The 17,963-nt window shown below is 64.5% G+C and carries 11 protein-coding genes and 2 pseudogenes; 5 read left to right on the top strand and 8 right to left on the bottom strand.

Annotated elements, in window-relative coordinates; translation table 11 throughout:
* Positions 1-38 precede the first annotated feature (38 nt).
* The 4 genes from NVV99_RS22150 to NVV99_RS22135 are packed head-to-tail and all read right to left on the bottom strand — an operon-like array spanning position 39 to position 7,660.
* Positions 39-1,397, bottom strand: coding sequence for an alpha-hydroxy acid oxidase (locus NVV99_RS22150; protein WP_019290711.1), 1,359 nt, complete (start codon positions 1,395-1,397; stop codon positions 39-41).
* Positions 1,397-3,106, bottom strand: coding sequence for a dihydroxy-acid dehydratase (locus NVV99_RS22145; RefSeq protein ID WP_247848149.1), 1,710 nt, complete (start codon positions 3,104-3,106; stop codon positions 1,397-1,399). The genes NVV99_RS22150 and NVV99_RS22145 overlap by 1 nt, the downstream gene beginning before the upstream one ends.
* Positions 3,107-3,158: 52 nt before the next feature.
* The gene (locus NVV99_RS22140; protein WP_232333405.1) at positions 3,159-4,142 is read right to left on the bottom strand and encodes a 2-hydroxyacid dehydrogenase; all 984 of its coding nucleotides are present in this window, start codon (positions 4,140-4,142) and stop codon (positions 3,159-3,161) included.
* Complete coding sequence (locus NVV99_RS22135; protein WP_247848148.1) at positions 4,139-7,660, bottom strand: indolepyruvate ferredoxin oxidoreductase family protein; 3,522 nt, start codon at positions 7,658-7,660, stop codon at positions 4,139-4,141. Before NVV99_RS22135 ends, NVV99_RS22140 begins: the two co-directional genes overlap by 4 nt.
* Before the next feature lie 103 nt (positions 7,661-7,763).
* Between NVV99_RS22135 and NVV99_RS22130 the strand changes: the two genes are divergently transcribed.
* Complete coding sequence (locus tag NVV99_RS22130) at positions 7,764-8,894, top strand: CdaR family transcriptional regulator (protein ID WP_260783027.1); 1,131 nt, start codon at positions 7,764-7,766, stop codon at positions 8,892-8,894.
* A gap of 20 nt (positions 8,895-8,914) precedes the next feature.
* Here NVV99_RS22130 and NVV99_RS22125 read toward each other — a convergent pair whose 3' ends face one another.
* The 4 genes from NVV99_RS22125 to NVV99_RS22110 all read right to left on the bottom strand — a co-directional run bounded on the left by NVV99_RS22125 (position 8,915) and on the right by NVV99_RS22110 (position 13,105).
* A complete protein-coding gene (locus NVV99_RS22125) occupies positions 8,915-10,300 on the bottom strand; it encodes an MFS transporter (protein ID WP_260783026.1) in 1,386 nt (461 codons plus the stop codon).
* Between the two features lie 157 nt (positions 10,301-10,457).
* Positions 10,458-11,414, bottom strand: coding sequence for an alpha/beta fold hydrolase (locus NVV99_RS22120; RefSeq protein WP_016931662.1), 957 nt, complete (start codon positions 11,412-11,414; stop codon positions 10,458-10,460).
* 305 nt (positions 11,415-11,719) lie between these two features.
* Positions 11,720-12,364, bottom strand: coding sequence for an HAD family hydrolase (locus NVV99_RS22115; protein WP_033097504.1), 645 nt, complete (start codon positions 12,362-12,364; stop codon positions 11,720-11,722).
* A 105-nt stretch (positions 12,365-12,469) separates the two neighbouring features.
* The gene (locus NVV99_RS22110) at positions 12,470-13,105 is read right to left on the bottom strand and encodes a TetR/AcrR family transcriptional regulator (RefSeq protein ID WP_019290640.1); all 636 of its coding nucleotides are present in this window, start codon (positions 13,103-13,105) and stop codon (positions 12,470-12,472) included.
* A gap of 953 nt (positions 13,106-14,058) precedes the next feature.
* On the opposite strand from NVV99_RS22110, the gene NVV99_RS22105 reads away from it, so the two are divergent.
* The 4 genes and pseudogenes from NVV99_RS22105 (at position 14,059) to NVV99_RS27275 (ending at position 17,889) form a co-directional block, all read left to right on the top strand.
* Positions 14,059-14,538 (top strand): hypothetical protein, encoded by a 480-nt coding sequence (locus NVV99_RS22105; protein ID WP_260783025.1) that lies wholly within the window; start codon positions 14,059-14,061, stop codon positions 14,536-14,538.
* Entirely contained in the window at positions 14,535-14,711 is a 177-nt protein-coding gene (locus NVV99_RS22100) for a hypothetical protein (protein WP_260783024.1), read from the top strand. Before NVV99_RS22105 ends, NVV99_RS22100 begins: the two co-directional genes overlap by 4 nt.
* A gap of 153 nt (positions 14,712-14,864) precedes the next feature.
* Positions 14,865-16,168 (top strand): annotated as a pseudogene (locus tag NVV99_RS22095) (IS1380 family transposase).
* A 379-nt stretch (positions 16,169-16,547) separates the two neighbouring features.
* Positions 16,548-17,889 (top strand): annotated as a pseudogene (locus tag NVV99_RS27275) (DUF2254 domain-containing protein).
* Positions 17,890-17,963: the final 74 nt, after the last annotated feature.

Raw genomic sequence — 17,963 nt, 5'->3', positions numbered from 1 at the left:
AGATCCTGTGAGATCAGGGGATCGCCGAACTACTGCGTCTACGGGGTCTGCGGGACAACCCGGAGTGGGGCCGGGTCGAAGCGAGACCATACCGCGTCTCCGAGGGGGCTCGGTGCCAAGGAGGCGTGGCGTTGGTCCAACTTCATCACTGCATCGACGCCGAGGAGCCGAAGGTGGTGGTCGAGACCGGTACGGAAAATGTCGATCGCGTGCTGAACCCCACGCTCCCCGGCCGCCATGAGGCCGTACAGGTACGAGCGGCCGACCAGGACAGCGGTGGCACCGAAGGCAACGGCGGCAGCGATATCGGCGCCCTCACGTACCCCACCGTCGAGAAATACCGACGCGTCCGCACCGACGGCGTCAAGCACTGGCCCGAGCGCGTCGAGAGGTGCGACGGTCCGGTCGAGCTGGCGGCCCCCGTGGTTCGAGACGACAACACCGTCGGCGCCGAGGTCAACCGCCCGGCGCGCGAGCTGTGGATCGAGTAGCCCCTTGACGACGAGAGGCCCGTCCCACACCTCCCGAACCCACGAGATCTCGTCGAACCCGAAATTCGAGTCCGTGACCGCTTTCATGCGCGACCATATATCGCCTTGCCCGGTCAACGGAAAGGACGCCAGGTCGAGCGGCTCCGATGTCGCCACCCCTTTGATCCATCCGGGGTGTCGCGCCATTCGAAGCATGTTCCCGAATCGAACCTTCGCGGGGATGGTGAATCCGTTCCGGCTGTCACGACGTCGGTCCCCAGCGACAGGTGTATCCACCGTGAGCACCAGAACGCGGTACCCCGCTATTTCGGCCCGGTGCAACAAGTCGAGCGTCAGTGCACGGTCACGCAATACATACAGTTGAAACCACAAATCGGGCCGCGGGTCGATTCCGGCGACATCCTCTATGGAATATGTGGCCGGTGTGGACAACGTGTAGGGAATTCCGGCAGCACCGGCAGCCCTCGCCACTGCCAGCTCACCAGTTGAGTGCGAAAGCCGCGTAAACCCGGTAGGGCCGAGGACGAGTGGCATCGCCTGGCGCTTGCCGAAGACCTCGACCGACAGATCGACATCGATGCCGGCGGTGGCGCCGACGGGTCCAGGGTGGTTGTACACCCGATCGAACGCCTCGAGTGCCCGCGCCGAACTACGTTCGGTGCCGGCGGCCCCGTCGACGAAGTCGAAGACCGGGCGGGGAGCACGCACCCGCGCCGCGTCCCTGAGGTCCTCGATCGTCACGCACTTGTTGAGGACTCGTTCGATGGGGTCGGCAGGCGGGATGCGCAGATCCAACATGCTCCACAGGTAAGGAACATTTTTCAGGGCAGTGCGCATTTTCGTCACCATGTCGGAAGGTGCCTTCTTTCCAATCCAGTTGTCCAAGAAGATCAAGCTGCGATGCATCACTCGTCCGCAGGCGTTTCGACCGCCCAATGCAGGTTGCCGCTGTGAGTAACCGCTCCCCTGTCCGCGGAGCCCACCAACCGCGCGTACTTCTCGGATACTCCGGCCAAGGCCGTTTCGCGGACCCGCGGAGTCAGCTCGCGTCGACGACGCTCCAGTTCTTCGTCGTCGACAAGGAGGTCGATCGTGCCGGCCACCGCGTCGATACGAATGCGATCGCCGTTCTCGACTAGCGCGATCGGACCACCGTCGGCGGCCTCCGGGCACACGTGACCGACACACAGCCCGCGGGTTCCCCCGGAGAACCGCCCGTCGGTTACCAGCGCCGTCTTCTCCGCCATCCCCTGACCGACAATCGCCGACGTCACGCTCAACATCTCCCGCATGCCCGGACCGCCCTTGGGGCCCTCGTTACGGATAACGAGGACATCACCCTCGGAGTACTCGCGCCGCCGGACCGCGCGATATGCGTCCTGCTCGTGCTCGAAGACCCGGGCAGTGCCCTCGAACGACAGGCTGGGGGCCGCCGACACCTTGATCACCGCGCCGTCCGGGGCGAGACTTCCGGTCAGGACGACCAATCCGCCGGACGCACGGATCGGGTCGTCGGTGCGGCGCACCACATCACCATCGGGTTCTGCCACCTCAGCAAGTGCGGCGGCGAGCGTCCGCCCGTCGAACGCCAATGCGTCACCGTGGAGGTAGCCGCCGTCCAGCAACGCCTTGAGTACCACGGGAACTCCCCCCACCTGGTGCAGGTCGTGCGGCACGTACGGGCCGCCGGGAGTAAGCGCGGCGATGTGCGGCGTGCGGTGGAAGACCTCTGCCAGATCTTTCATCCGGAAGTCGATTCCGGCTTCGTGGGCAATGGCGGGCAGGTGCAGTGCCGCGTTCGTCGTGCCGCCGGTGGCGGCCACCACTGCAGCCGCGTTCTCGAGACTGCGTCGGGTCACCACCTCGCGCGGCAACGGGCCACCTCGTCGCAGATTCTCCATCAACTGCTCACCGGCGCGGCGCGCCACTGCCTGGCGCTCGGTGTACGCGGCGGGGATGGTGGTGGTCCCCAGCGGGGCCAGCCCCAGGACCTCCGCATAGGCACCGCCGGTGCCGGACGAGAACTGGCCGGGACAGGAGCCGACGGTCGACTGGATCTCGCGCGCCATGTTTTCCAACTCGTCGGCACTCATCAGACCCGCCTGGACCTTTCCGACGCCTTCGAGGACCGCTAAGGGGTTGGTGGGCTTGCCACCGACGAACCCGAGCAGCATCGTTCCGCCGTGCAGGAACAGACTCGGCACGTTCAGCCGCACCATCGCCATGAGCATGCCCGGGATCGTCTTGTCGCACGCCCCCACGCCGACGAGGGCATCGTACTGCTGAGCGCGCATCACGATCTCCACTGAATCCGCGATGGCCTCCCGCGACATGAGCGAGTACCGCATGCCCTCGTGGTTCTGGGTGAGGACGTCGGACACCGAGATCGTGGAGAACTCCCGCGCTGTGCCGCCGCCGACCTCGATACCGAGCTTCGCGGCGTCGACCTGTGACTTCAGCGACTGCGAGCAGGGGCTGACCTCGCCCAGCGTATGAGCGACACCGACGAACGGCTGCTCGATCGCCTGGTCGTCGAGGCCGGTCGACCGCAGTTGGTAGCGGTGCAGCGCCCGCTCCACACCTTGGGTGACGATCCGAGACCTGTAATCAGACATGGCATTCCTATCTGGTGACAAAGAGGTGATACGACACGTGTGCATCCATCGCTCACGTACCGGTCGACGACGGTTCGGGCTGCATGGTCGCACCATCGCGGGGCACGACGACCGGGGTGACCAACGTACCGTCCGCCACGAACTGTCGAAGATTGTCGAAGAACAGCTCACCCATCGCGGCGCGCGTCTCCTCCGTGGCGCTTCCGACGTGCGGCAACAACACGGTGTTGTCGAGACTGCGCAGCGCTTCCGGCACGTTCGGCTCGTCGACGTACACGTCGAGGCCTGCGCCCGCCAACCCGCCGGTGCTGAGCAGTTCGACGAGTGCCTGCTCGTCCACGAGGCGTCCACGGGCGATGTTGACCAGATAACCGTTCGCGCCCAGAGCCTGCAGCACGTCGCGGTCGATCATCCCGGTATTGTCCGGTCCGCCGGACGCGGCAACGATCAGCGCATCGGATCGCGACGCCAACCCGATCAGACTGTCCACGTACGGATATACCACGTCGGGCACGGGCCGGCGATTGTGGTACGCGATGAGACATCCGAACGCCGACAGTCGTGTTGCGACGGCGCGACCGATCCGGCCGAGTCCCACGATGCCGATGCGCATCCCGCTGACATTGCGGGTCATCGGGAACGGGCCTTCCGGCCACCTCCCTGCCCGGACGAACCGGTCCGCCGCCGAGAACTGGCGCACGGTGTCGATCAGCAGTCCCACCGCGGTGTCGGCGACGCATTCATCCAACACACCCGGAGTGTTACTCACACCGATGCCGCAGCGCCGGGCGTGGCCGGTATCGATCTTGTCGACTCCCACACCGAGGTTCACCACGGCCGTCAACCGCGGCAGCCGGTCCATCAGTGCCGCATCGACCGTGCCGAGCGACGAGCACACCACAATGTCGGTGTCTTCGATGGACGCGGCGCCGTCGGACAGTACCGCCACGTCGAACCGTGCGGACAACACGGCCGCGGCTTCTGCCGGAAACGGCTCCACCAGGAGGATCCGGACCGATCCCGCATCCCGTGTCACGATGCAACTCCTTCGAAGAACCGGTGCCGCAGGGAGGCGAGCCGGGTGTGGTACTCGTCGACGTTGGCCAGCTTGACATGTTCGTAGCCGCGCACCATGTCCGGTGCCGAGGCGATTTCCACGGCCACCGCATGGTTGTCGGTACAGATCGCGGCGCCGATCTCGTCGACCACACCGATGTATTGGTCGACCAGCTCCCGCTCCAGCCGGCGCATCTGGGTGTAGCCGAACACGTCGAGGCGTGTGCCGCGCACTTTTCTCGCCGCGCGCAGAGCTGCATACGCGGGCGCGAACCACGGCCCGAGCGAGATCTTCTTCTTCATTCCCAGTGCCCGCAGGATCGGCGGATGCAGCTTCCAGGTGACTTTCACCTTGGGGCCGTAGGCAGCGGCGATCCTGCTGCGTTCGGTGGCATCGAGCGCAAGGCGGGCCACCTCGTACTCGTCCTTGTAGGCCATCAGTCGATACAGGTTTTCTGCGACAGCCGTGGTGAAGTCGTCACCGGGAGTGGCGTCGCGTTCGGCGGTATGTGCCCGGGTTACCACCTCGACATAACGACGCGCATACGCGACGTTCTGGTAATCGATCAGGTCGTCAGTGAAGCGAGCAATCGTGTGCCACAGTTCGGTGTCGCGTGCCACGCCGGTCGAATCCACCAACTTCACCGCGGTAGCGCTCGGGGCCTTCCGCTGCTCGTTCACCGGATCCAGCTGCGCGAGAACGTCATCGAGCCCTGCCGGATCGCAGACCGATTGCCGCCCCCGACGGAACGCCTGCAGGTTCGTCTCCACCGCGACGCCGTTGATCTCGATCGCCCGTTCGATCGACGCAGCCGACAGTGGCAACACACCCGACTGGTAGGCCACGCCGACGAGCATCATGTTCGCGTACTGGTCGCTGCCGAACAGGTCCAGTGACAGCTGTTGAACGTCGATGTACGTGTTGCGGTCCGCACGCGTGCGGGCGTCGATCCCTTCGGCGAGGGAGCCGTGATCGATGAACGCTGTTTCGGGTTCACGGATCATCGCGCCGCTGGGGACGTCAGCCGTGGACACCACCGCGACGGTGCGCTCCGGATCCGCGACCACCAAGTTGTCCGGGTTGCCCGCAACCAGCACGTCGCACCCCAGATACAGGTCGCAGGTCGCCGCCGAGACCTTGGGTGAGAGCGACCGCGTAGCCCGGGTGAACTTCACGTCGCTTACCACCGGCCCCGCCTTCTGCGACAGGCCTACCTGGTCCAGACTGCGTGGTGTCAACCTGTCCATGTATCCGGCAACAGCCAGGGTCTGCGCCACAGTCACGATGCCGGTGCCGCCGATCCCCGTGATGCGGATATTGAACTCGTCCGGCGCGACGGTGGAGCCGGCCGGATCGGGAAGCACGTCACGGCTCAGCGGCGCGGCAACCAGCCGTTGCGGCCCCGCATAGGCGCCGTCGGGAATGATCTCCATGAACGAAGGGCAGTCACCGGTCATGCACGTGAAGTCGGAGTTACACGACGCCTGGTGGATCTGCGTCTTGCGGCCGAACTCGGTATCGACCGGGACAACAGACAGACAGTTCGATTTGCGACCACAGTCACCGCAACCTTCACAGATGCGCTCGTTGATCACCACCCGCATCGCCGGTTGCGGAGCCTTGCCACGCTTGCGGTCCCGGCGCAGTTCGGCCGCACAAGGTTGGTCGTGGATCAACGCGGTGGTGCCGGGGATCGCCCGCAGCTTTTCTTGCAGGGACAGCAGTTCACTTCGGTCGTGGACCGTGGTTCTGTCCGGTAGCCGCACGCCCTTGTAGTTCTCGGGATGATCGGTCGTGATGCATATCCGCTCGACACCTTCCGACACCAACGTCCGGGCGAGCGTCGGCACCGTGTACTCACCGACGGCGTCCTGACCACCAGTCATCGCGACCGTCGAGTTGTACAGCACCTTGTAGGTGATGTTGGTTCTGGCGGCGATCGAGGCCCTGATCGCCATCAACCCCGAATGCGACAGCGTCCCGTCACCGAGATTCTGGAAGATGTGATCGGCATGGACATACGCCTGCTGCCCGATCCACTGGGCACCCTCACCGCCCATCTGGGTGAGGCCGGTGACATCGCCGACCTGCCCGGAATCCATGAATGTGGTCATACCGTGGCAACCGATACCGGCGCCCATCAGCGAACCTTCGGGAGCCTTCGTCGAACTGTTGTGAGGGCATCCGGAGCAGAAGTACGGGGTGCGGGAGGCAATCGTCAGCGGAAGACGAAGGGTCGACGGCGTAGCCAACCGGCGAACCCGATCACGCACCGAAGTAATATCTCTGCTCGCAAGGATCATGGGAGCGAGAACCTTGGTAATCGCGTCCGCGTCGACACCGCCGTGGCTCGGCAGCAGCGTCCGCCCCTGTTCGTCGGTCTTGCCGACCACACCGGGTCTGTTCTCGAGCCCGTAAAGCGCTTCCTTGACGAGGGTTTCAAGGAACGGTCCTTTGTCCTCCACCACGAGCACCTTGGTCAGCCCGTGCGCGAACTGTTGCACAATCTGCTCGTCCAGAGGCCAAACCATGCCGATCTTGAGAATCCGAATTCCGGCCGCGGCCACATCGCCGTCGTCACAAAAACCCATGTCGGACAACGCCTGCCGAACCTCAAGGTAGGGCTGCCCCGCGACCACGATACCCAGTACGTCATCGGGTCCCGACGCCACGATCTGATTCAGTCCGTTCAGGCGCGCGTATTCGAGGGCCAGCGGTAGACGCACCTCCAACAGGTTGCGCTCCGCGGCCACCGCCGCCGCCGCAACCGGTTTCGTCATCACCTCATGCTCGTAGCGGCGACCGTCGACGAGCGGGAAAATCGGATCGAATCCGTCCGTGTCCGCTTCGACCAGTGCCAGCGAATCCGCCACGTGCGTGGCAACTTTCATGGCAACCCAGACTCCGCTCGCCCGCGACATCGACACCCCGTGCAGGCCCCAGCGCAACACCTCCTGCGCATCGGCCGGCATCAACGTCGGAACCAGAGCCGACCGGAGCACCGTTTCCGAACCACACGGTACGGTCGATGATTTCGCGGTCGCATCGTCACCGCAGAACGCCAGGACACCGCCGTTTGCGCTCGTACCCATCAGGTTCCCGTGCCGGATCGCGTCGAGCGCCTGGTCGACACCCGGTGCCTTGCCATACCAGTAGGCGGTAACCCCTGCATACGGCGAGCCCAACTGTCCGACCGATTGGGTGCCCTGCACCGCAGTGGCAGCCAGGAACTCGTTCATACCGGGAGTGAAATCGACGCCATGCTCTGACAGCAGTCCCGAGATCGGTCGCATCGTAAAGTCCAACGTCCCCAGTGGTGATCCCTGGTAACCGCTGACGAACGCACGGGTGGTCAGATCTTTCCGCGCGTCGACTCGGCGCATGTCGAGCGGCACACGGCACACGGCCTGCACCCCGGTGAGCAGTATCGGTCCGTTGACGGCGGCGAATCGGTCCGCAAGATCGAGTTGGCGAGGCAGAGCCTCGGCGTCAGGCATCAGCGACATCGTTTCAGTACTCCTACAGCTGGTCGTAAACACGAAGTTAAGATGGTCCGACCCGGAACTCCATGACTGAATTGCGCAAAAGGAGAGCTCAGATTTGTGCAATGCACAGAAGAACCAGTTGCACCTTGCTGCTTTGCTCGAACAGATCACCGACAACGCCTCCCAGCTGTCCAACCTCGTCGTGAGCCGCATCCGGTCTGAAGTGCCGCACTACTCGGCAATTCCCTTGCCGTCTCATCACGAAGCGGTGGAGCACCAAGTTGTCGGCATCCTCGCCGGACTCCGGGAGCACAGGACGCCGAGTGCCTCCCATATTTCGAACGCGCGGAATCTGGGCCGAGAGCGCGCCACGCAAGGCATTGCTCTTCGCGACGTGATCGAGGCATATCACGTTGCCTACCGTGAGATCTGGAACGAACTGTTGGCGTTGTCGCGAACCGAGAATGCGGACAGAAGCGAACCGCTCCTCGCTGCCGTGGCGTCGCTGTGGAACTGGTTCCATCGGTTGAGCGCGGCCGTCGCAGAGGGGCATTCCGACGAACTTCGTACGACTTCCACGACGCGAGCGGTGATCCAGCGAGAGTTTCTCGACGCTTTGGTGGCAGGCAGTGCCCCACAGCACCCGGCGCTCGCAACCGGCCTCGGGTTCGATCCGGACGCGTCCTTCCAAGTCGCCTGCCTGGAGGGTCTTCCCCGGCACCTGATCGCGCGTCTCGACGAGGAACTCGCCGACAACGGCGGGGCGGTACTGTACGACGACGAAAGCACGGTGGTAGTTCTGCAGAACCACCCGGCGTCGGACTTTCTGGAAAGCATGCACGCGCTCGCGTCCTCCGCGATCGCGGGAATCGGCCACGCCCGGACCGGAATGTCGGGGGCGACGGAGAGCTTGAAGGATGCCCGACTGGCACTGGACCGAGCCTGCCGACTCGGCCGCAGCATCATGCTGGCCGACGATTGGCTCATGGCAGTCCTCGATGATTCGGCCGCTCGTCTGGACCCTCTCCTTCGACACGGCATCGACGTGGCCGCCCGCAACAATCGACTTGCCGACACGTTGCGGGCGTTCGCCAACAGCGGTTTCTCCCTCTCGGTCTGTGCGCGGGAGCTACGGATCCACCCGAACACGGTGAAGTACCGACTCGATCGCTGGCGCGACCTGACCGGATGGGATGTGCATAACGTCGAAGGCCTCGTGGCGTCGCTGCGCTGCCTCGAAGGTTGACGAGTGCGCGGAAGCCGGACTCATCGTCCCGGTGCCACTTCGTCCGGAACCGATGTCTCCGTCGTCACAGACGCATCGTCGAGCCCCCGGCGCATCCCGAGCAGGACGAGCGTGGCCACGACCAGCACCGCACCGATGATGTACATCGGGGCGTCGAAGGTCCCCGTCAGATCCTTCATGTATCCGGCAACGTACGGTCCGATGAACCCGCTCAGGTTCGCGAAGGAGTTCATCAACCCGATGCCCGCAGCCAACGCCATTCCCGTGAGAATGCGCGGCGGGATAGCCCAGAAGGTGGACGTCGCGCTCAGCACACCCGACAGCAGCAGCGCGATGCCCAAGAGCATGACATACGGCGACGAATTGCCGAGGACGGCGATCGTAATTCCGGCTGCGGAGACCAGCATGGAAACCGCTGTGTGCCAGATACGTTCGCTCTTCCGATCGGAATGCCGACTCACGAGAATCATCGCGACGGTTCCTATAGCGAACGGCACCGCGGTGATGAGCCCGACTTGGACAAGCGAGAATTCGACGCCCCAGTCCGCAGACATCCCGCTGATCATCTGCGGGAGGAAGAAGGACACGCCATAGAAGCCGTAGAAGATGCCGAAGAGCACCACACTCAGGCTTACGACCCGAATGTCCTTGAGTGCGCTGAACACCCCGCGAGGTCCGTTTGCCGTTCCCTGCCGGCTGACAGTTGCCTGAGCCTCAGCATCCAGTGAACGCTCCAGCCAGCGTCGTTGCTCACCGGTGAGCCATTTTGCTTCTGCAGGACGACTGGTCAGGTAGAAGAACGTGACGACACCGACGATGACAGTCGGTAACCCCTCGATCAGGAACATCGCCCGCCAACCCGCAAGGCCGAGGAAACCGTCGGCGTGCTGCATGATCGCGGTCGAGAGAGGTCCACCGAGCACCGACGACAGCGGGACCGCTATGTACAGCAACGCGACGATGCGCGCCCTGTGACGTTCCGGGTACCAGTAGGTCAGGTACAGGATGAGACCGGGCAGCAGCCCGGCCTCAGCGAAGCCGAGCATGAATCGTGCGATGAAGAACTGCACTTCCGTCTGGACGAATGCCGTCGCTGCCGACACCACTCCCCATGACACTGCGATACGGGCGATCCAGATTCGCGCTCCGACCTTGTGCAGGATCATGTTGCTGGGCACTTCGAATATGAAGTATCCGATGAAGAACAGGCCGGCGCCGAAGCCGTATGCGGCCTGACTCATACCCAGATCCGCGTTCATTTGCAGGGCAGCGAAGCTGACGTTGACTCGATCGAGAAAGTTGAGGAAGTAGAGTAGTACCAAGAACGGAAGCAGACGTCGAGTGATACGCCCGATGGTTACCTTCTCGATTGCATCGCTCTGGTCGGTGTCGATGTGATGGGCCACTACCCACCCTCCTGTTGTGTGGATTGCGTTGAAGCCGTGACGAGTACGTCTGACGAACTGACCCGATCATCGACGCGAGGGCACCGAACATGCTGGTGCAATCCCCGATCCGGGTTTCTGTTATGTTTATTTGTCCGGCTCTGTGTCATGTGAAGGTTCAACCGCGCCGGAACACCGGCGTCGCGGAAGCTGCGAAGTCCGCGATCAGTTGCCCGATCTCGTCGGGAAACTCGTCTACAAGGAAGTGACCGGCACCGGCAACCTCACCACCGGTCACCAACTCTGGTCGACGGGAGAGTTCGCGCCAGACGTCCACCGGAGAATGACCGGCACGCGCAATCATTCCGTTCGCTCCCCAAGCAACGTGGCAGGGGCAGTCGATGAGCCGTCCAGCCTCTCGACTCTGCGCATCGTGTTGCAAGTCGATCGTGGCCGCCGCACGGTAGTCCTCGATCGTTGCCAGACGACGCATCGGATCAGCGAACAATCGTTCGTATTCGGCCAACGCGGACGGATGGTAAGCGTCGCCTTTGGCCCCGACGGCACTGTGGCCGCCGACACCCAGCACCGAATGCAGGTAGCCGATCGGATCGGCTTCGAGGAACTTCTCCGGCAGCCCATCGGGCTGGGGAAACATGAACCAGTGGTAATAGGCAAGGGCGAGTTCGGCATCAACGTTCGCGTAGACCCATTCCGTCGGCATGATGTCCAACAGAACGATCCCGGAAACCGCGTCGCTGAAGTCCAGGGCCATACGATGTGCGGCGCGGGCACCGCGGTCGTGCCCGACAACGACGAATCTGTCGAATCCGAGTCGCTGCATCACCGCCGCCTGGTCTGCTGCCATGGCACGAAAGGAATGTGGCGAGTGCGTGGAATCGACGTCGGGAAGGGTGGAATCACCGTACCCGCGTAGATCCGTCACCACGACAGTGAAGCGTTCGGCCAAAACCGGAGCGACCCGATGCCACATCACATGTGACTGCGGAAACCCGTGCAGAAGAAGAATCGGCATACCCGTGCCGGCCCTCATCCCATGGATGGTAATGCCGTCACCGGTCATCGAATCGAAGGGCTCGAATCCCGGAAAGAGTTCCTGTGCCACCGTGCTCACTGACATCTCCTTTGTCGGATACCCACCCCCGCGATGTGACGTGCACCATGAGCTTCTCATGGCAACCTCCGGAAGGATCTTGTGAGATACGAAGAAATGACGCGATAGGGCTGAGGTTTTCCAGAAGTACCGCGGCGTTCCTACGTCTTCGCCAGCGATCGCATTGCCACGTAGTCGAGCAAGCGTCGGTCATGATGGCCGTCCTCATCAGCGGGACATCCACCGTGGCAAGCTGCGGGCCGCGAAGGCGTGAACGATTCGTTCCGGGCTCTCGACGTCGACGCCGACGTCGAGAGCATTGACGATCAGCGTCTCAACGCCGGGAGTCCGAATCGATCGTGCAGTTCCCGCGCTGTGCCGGCACCGTCGCTGTGAAGGACGCCAGCGATGCCGAGCCGGGCTGCACCGTCGAGATTCTGCTGGAGATCGTCGACCATCACCGCACTCTCGGGCTCGATACCGAGGCGGTCACAAGCGATCCGGTAGATCCGGCGGGAGGGCTTACGGATACCGACCTCTGACGAGATGATCACTACGTCGGCCAAGGCCCCGAGGTCGAAGCCTGCATAGGTATCCCGTCCGAAAGCGTTGGACACCAAGGCGACCGGGACTCCAGCGGACCGCAGTCCGTCGAGTAGCTCGATGGTCTCCTCGTCGCGTGCGAGATTCGCCTGCATTCGAGCGGCCAGACCGTCGGCCTCGACCTGCGCTCCGTGTACGCGGCGGCGCCGAGCGAAGCATTCCTCGAAGGCGTCTGTGCAAATGCGGCCGCATTCGTAGTCGGACAGGAGAGTGCGCGAGGCTTCGTCCCGAGAGAGCAGCGTCAGTGGCAGCTCCGCATCGCCGACCTCGGCACCGATCGACCGGAATGCGGAGAGAACACTTGTGGTCACCACTCCCCTGAAGTCGATCAGCACCGCAGTCCGACCGGTCTCCACACTCGATGTCATCTGCGTTTCGCCCTGCTCGCCGTGGCCTCCAGTGGACCCTAAGTTGAAGATGAAGTCAATGTTGGTTCAGTTCCCGATGGGAGACTGGGAAACGGCGAAGAACGGTCAGGACGGGCGGGGGATGCGGAGCGCATTGACCCACAGTCGGGTCGCGGTGCGGACCAGTTCGTCCGCGTCCGTACTGTCGTCGAACTCACCGCTGACGAAATAGCCGAAGGCGAGTCGACTGATCATTCCGGACAGAGCCCGAGATGCCAGGAGAGGATCGATCTCGGCCTCGGCCATACCGCGATCTTGTAGGGACGCGATGCTGCGGGCATTGCGCTGGATGAAGGCATCGGCCCGCTTCTGGCGCAGCTTACGGAACTCGGGATCGATATTGGCGACCTGCTCAAGCAATCCCATGAGCTTCGCATTACGCCGATACGCCTCGAAGTACGCCCGGTTGCTCGCCTCGATGATCGCCGCGGGGTCGTCCGCGGCGGCCACGTGCGGCATACCGGGATGCATCATGTCCTCCTGCGCATTCTCGAGAACCGCAGTGAAGATCTCCTCCTTACTGGAGAAGTACGTATAGAAGGTGCCGGCCGAGCACTTGGCCTCGGTGGTTATATCGATCAGCCGGGCATCTAGGTAGCCAAGGTGCTCGAACACCGTGCGGGCGGCCGCGATCAGCGACGACCGAGTGCGCAGTCCGCGTTCGGTGGTGGGAAGGTCGCGGAGCAGCGCGGAGTTCACCATCGACGGAGGAGTGTTCTCCGGATCTTCCTCTGGAGCAGAACGTGACATACCACAGTTATAGCAACGACCGTCGGTGCGGAAAGTCGTCCGCCGGGGGGCTACCGCATCAGATGAGCCACACAGGTCCGAGGGGTTTCCCATGGAACGAGTCGATTGTCGGTGTCCGGTACGCCGAGTCGAGCCAGGACGCCGCGCCTCAGTCCGAGATGCAGCGCGCACACGACGGGCGGGTTCTGCCGGGCGACCGATTCGAAGGGGCAGGCATGCAAATGGATACGTACGTCCTCTTTCGAAGCCTCGAGTTCGGGATCGAATCTCCTCTCCGCGAACAAGGTGGTGACGATCCTGACCGCGCCCTCGAGCGATCGGGGCGCACCGCGGCAGGCCGCGAGATCCTCGAGCGCCCACGCACGGTGCCCGCTCAGGCACCGTTTCGGTGCGCTCGTAGGACACCACACAACCAATTTTAGCACACGTGTTCGAATCGAGGGTTACAGTCAGTGGGCGGCAGGTCGATGGAGGGACGCGAGAGCGGACTTCGGGAAGCATCGGCCCGCCACATCGTTTCCCCAGGAAATCGGCGTCGAGAGCGGAAGAACCTCCGATCCCGGGCACCCCCCAGAACCTGTGCAAGCCCTCGGCTTGCCCCTGAACCCCCGGCCGGCTCCCTGTACTGCCGGCTGCCGCAGCTGCGGACCTCGAGGTTCGAAAAGGGGTCGACCCGGCATACTTCGATCCGGCCATCCCCGCCGTACCCCTTGCGGCGGGGATGCTTTCTGCCGTGGGGCACTCACTCATCGCCGACCAGGGCCGCGACGTCCGTAGAAGGCCTCGGTTTCGTCTGCCCACCTGAGCCCGGGCCCGGCGTGATCGCATCCGTCCAAGCCGGTGCGTGGTCGAGTCCTCAGATGGCGTGCATGGTGAGAGGCCACCGACACGCACCGAGGACAACGATGTTCACCGCACTACGCGGCCGATTCCGCACACGATCGGCCACAGCCCACGCGCCGACCACCGAATCGCACCGGGTCGGCACACCCGCGCAGACGAAGGCCGACGCAGCAGCGCACATCCACGCCCAGGTGCAGATCGAGACATTGGAGAGCTACCTCGGCTCGCTCACCGAACCCGACCGCGCCGAGTACATCGCCGCAGCGCAAGACCTCCACGATGCGATGAACGAGACCGGCACCGAGGATTTCCGCGCCTGCTCCCGAGGCGGACGGCCGCCCGGTGGCGGCAGCGTCCCGGACGGAATCCGATCGCTCCAGCAGCTGCGGGCACTTACTCGCACGATCCGCACCTCGAGCCGGCCGGACCCGACGGAAATCGCCGCTGCGACGAACGCAGGCACGTCCGCTGCGACTCCACGCACCGATCCGGGAAGCGGCGACGACACCGACCCGGACCCGGCCGGGCAGCAGAAGCCATGAACTGCACCACCGGCGAGGCTGGGGCCATGGTGTTGGTGATCGCCGGTCGCAGCATCGACATCGACACCGCGGTCGCCACAGTCCACGGCTATCCGACGGTGACCGTGGCCCGCTACGACCTGCCCGGCCCCGGAACGCTTGAGCCTGGATCCACCGCGAATGTGACGGTGTGAGGGTGTCGTAGAACGCGAGAGCTCCTGCCAGGCAGGAGAATCTGAGTTACCACACAAAGATTCCGGTACCAGAACAGAGGCATCTCGCAGGTGAAAGCATCTCACACCGTCACGCCCGTTTTCGATGATCCGAACCTCGTGTCGGCCGCAGGGCTGGTTCCGGTGATGCGGCTGGCAGAGACCGCCGGTCTGCACGAGCTGTTCGGCCGGCATCTGAGCGTCGATTCACCGAACCCGGCGGTCAAGTCAGCGAGCATCGTCGCGGGGATGCTCGCCGGCGCCGACAGCATCGACGACCTCGATGTTCTCCGCCACGGGGCGATGAACCGGGTGTTCGGCGGGGTGCGGGCACCATCGACGCTCGGTACCTACCTGCGCTCGTTCACCCATGGGCATGTTCAGCAGCTCGACGCGGTCGCCACTCGCCTGCTGGATGGGCTGGCCGCCCACATTCCGGGTCTGATCGCGGGCGGCGACGAGATCGCGTTCCTGGACGTCGACGACACCATCGGTCAGGTCCACGGCTACGGTAAACAGGCCGCAGCGTTCGGATACTCCAGGGTCCGGGGACTGAACGCCCAGGTCGCGGTGCTGTCGACGGCGTCCGCGGCACCGGTGATCGCCCGCGCCCGGCTCCGCCGCGGCAATGTCGCGTCGCACACCGGGTGCGGGCGGCTGCTCACCCAGGCCATCGGCTGCGCCCGCTCCGCCGGGGCGAGCGGTCAGATTCTCGCGCGGGCGGACTCGGCGTACTTCTGCCACGCGTTCGTGGCCGCCGCGCAGCGGGCCGGAGCCTGGTCTTCGGTGACCGCCCGGATGAACCCGCAGATCCGGGCGGCGATCACCTCGATCGACGACGCGTCGTGGACGCCGATCGAGTACCCGAACGCCGTCTACGACCAGGACGAGTGGCGATGGGTGTCCGACGCCGAGGTCGCCGAAACCGAGGTCACGATCTTCACCTCCCGTCGCAAGCGTGAGCATGTGACCTGCCGGTTGGTGGTGCGGCGGGTCAAGCGGTTGAATCCGACCGCGGACGCCGGGCAGGGCGAGTTGTTCACCCCCACCGTCATCACGCGTTTGTCACCAACTCGGCGTTGACCACGGTCGAGGCCGATGCCCGGCACCGTGACCACGCGATCGTCGAGCAGGTCATCGCCGAGTTGAAGGACGGTCCGCTCGCGCATCTGCCATCGGGCAAATACGCGGCGAATGCCGCGTGGTTGGCGCACGCGGTGATCGCGTTCAACCTTGCTCGTGCCGCCGGGGTCGCTGCCTCGGTCCGGCACGCCCGCGCTCGATGGGCGACGTTGCGTACTCACCTGATCAACGTTCCGGCCCGGATCGCCTCTTCCGCTCGTCGGATGACCCTGCATCTGCCCACCGACTGGGCGTGGAAACAGGCTTGGTCCAACCTGTTTCGCATCGCAACCAGCCCACCTGCAGCCGCCACCTGACCACCGACCCCGAACGGGTCACGAGCGAGGACACCAGTGGAAACGCCGGGCAGACCGGCGAGGCCCCCATGCCCGAAACCGGAGCAATGGGTGAAAGCGATCGGAGATCAGGCGCAGATCAACGACGGTGGATCAGGGCTGAAGAGGCACGGGTTCATTCCCGGTGAGCACAACATGCCGGAGTCTCGAGCAGCGCTGCCAGCCCCCAAATGGGCGCCACGCCCGCCGGGTACGCCGCCTCTGATCGGCACCTCCGAAGCACTGCTCCGGGTCGATCCCGAGCAGCAGCGTCGCGCCGGTGTCGACGTCGTTTACCGCCAGCGGGTTCCCGTAATCGATAGCGACGTACCGGTAGGGCCGCGGCGATAACTTCGAGTGCATGAGCCCCCATCAACCGCAGTTGCTGCGCCTGCGCGCAGCCGCTGCGGCATACCGTTTCCGCGAAAGCCTGTTCGCCTTACCGGCGGCCATCGTCGCCGTCGGGGTGATCCTTGCCGAAGTCAGTGCCTACCTCGACCGCACCATCAACCCGGGCGCCACCGCCGGCTGGGGGGTGCAGATGAACAGCAACGGCGCGACCTGGCTGCTGAGCACCGTTGCCGGCGCCACCATCACCACCGCCGGGGTGGTGTTCTCCTTGACGGTGGTCAGTCTGCAGTTGGCCAGCAGCCAGTTCTCCCCCGGGTGATGCGCTCGTTCATCCGCGATCGCTTCAGCCAAACGGTCATCGGGATGCTGGTGGCCACGTTCGTCTACTGTGTGCTGGTCCTGCGGCACATCAGCGGCGAAGCAACCGCCCTGGCCCCGAGCCTGTCGATGACCACCGCACTCGTGCTGACAGTCACCACCGTGGTGGCCATCGTCGCCTACCTCAACCGCCTGGCCCACGGACTGCAGGTCGGGCAGGTGGTGCGTTCGATCGCCGACGAGGCATACGAAGTCATCAATGCCTCCGCGGCCGCAGCGCAGCGTGAGGAACCCGGCCCCGACATCGCCCTGGAACCGGCCGACGGCGAAAGCATCGTCGTCGTGCCCGCCGGCCGCGACGGGTGGGTGACCCAATCGCCGTCCGAGCACATTCTCGCCGCGCTGCCCCCGTCGACCGTGGTGCGCCTGGAAACACGGTCCGGGGCCTACATCCACCGCGGTGAAGTGCTGATGCGCGTGTGGCCGGCCCCTTCCGATACGGAGAAGGTGCGGCAACGTCTGACGGCGACGGTCGAGATCTCCGACACCCGCACCATGCAGGAGGACATCGATTCGCGCTGCGCCAGCTGGTCGACATCGCGCTGCGGGCGTTGAGCGCGGCGATCAACGATCCCACCACCGCCACCGAAGTGGTGCTGCGACTCGGCAGTCTGCTGCGGGTGCTGTTGACCACCGACCCGCCGCCGCTGTCGGTACGCGGCGCCGAGGATCGGGTACTGCTGCGACCGTGGAATCTGTCCCCGACCGAGTACATCGAGCATGCCTTCGAACAGATCCGCCACGCCAGTCCCCCGCAACTGCATGTCGCCACGGCGCTGGCCCGGGTGCTGCGCATGCTGCTCGATCACGTACGCAGCACCGGCCACACCGAGCACGTCCCGGCCCTGCACCACCAACTGGACATGCTCATCGATGCGGTCAAAGCCCAGCCCGGACTGCATCCCGACGACGTGCGCCGATTCCGGGAGATCGCCGAGTCCCCCATCGACCCGGCCGAACATCGGACCCGATGATGGGTGGACGAGAAAGCCGGCCGCTCGCGTCGGCACGTGACCGTTGTTGCTGCGACAGACGTGCCGGTCCCATC

Source organism: Rhodococcus sp. PAE-6 (assembly GCF_025290685.1).
Taxonomy (GTDB): domain Bacteria; phylum Actinomycetota; class Actinomycetes; order Mycobacteriales; family Mycobacteriaceae; genus Rhodococcus; species Rhodococcus pyridinivorans.
The sequence above is the reverse complement of the archived record's forward strand: the minus strand, read 5'-3'. Positions and strand labels throughout refer to the sequence as shown.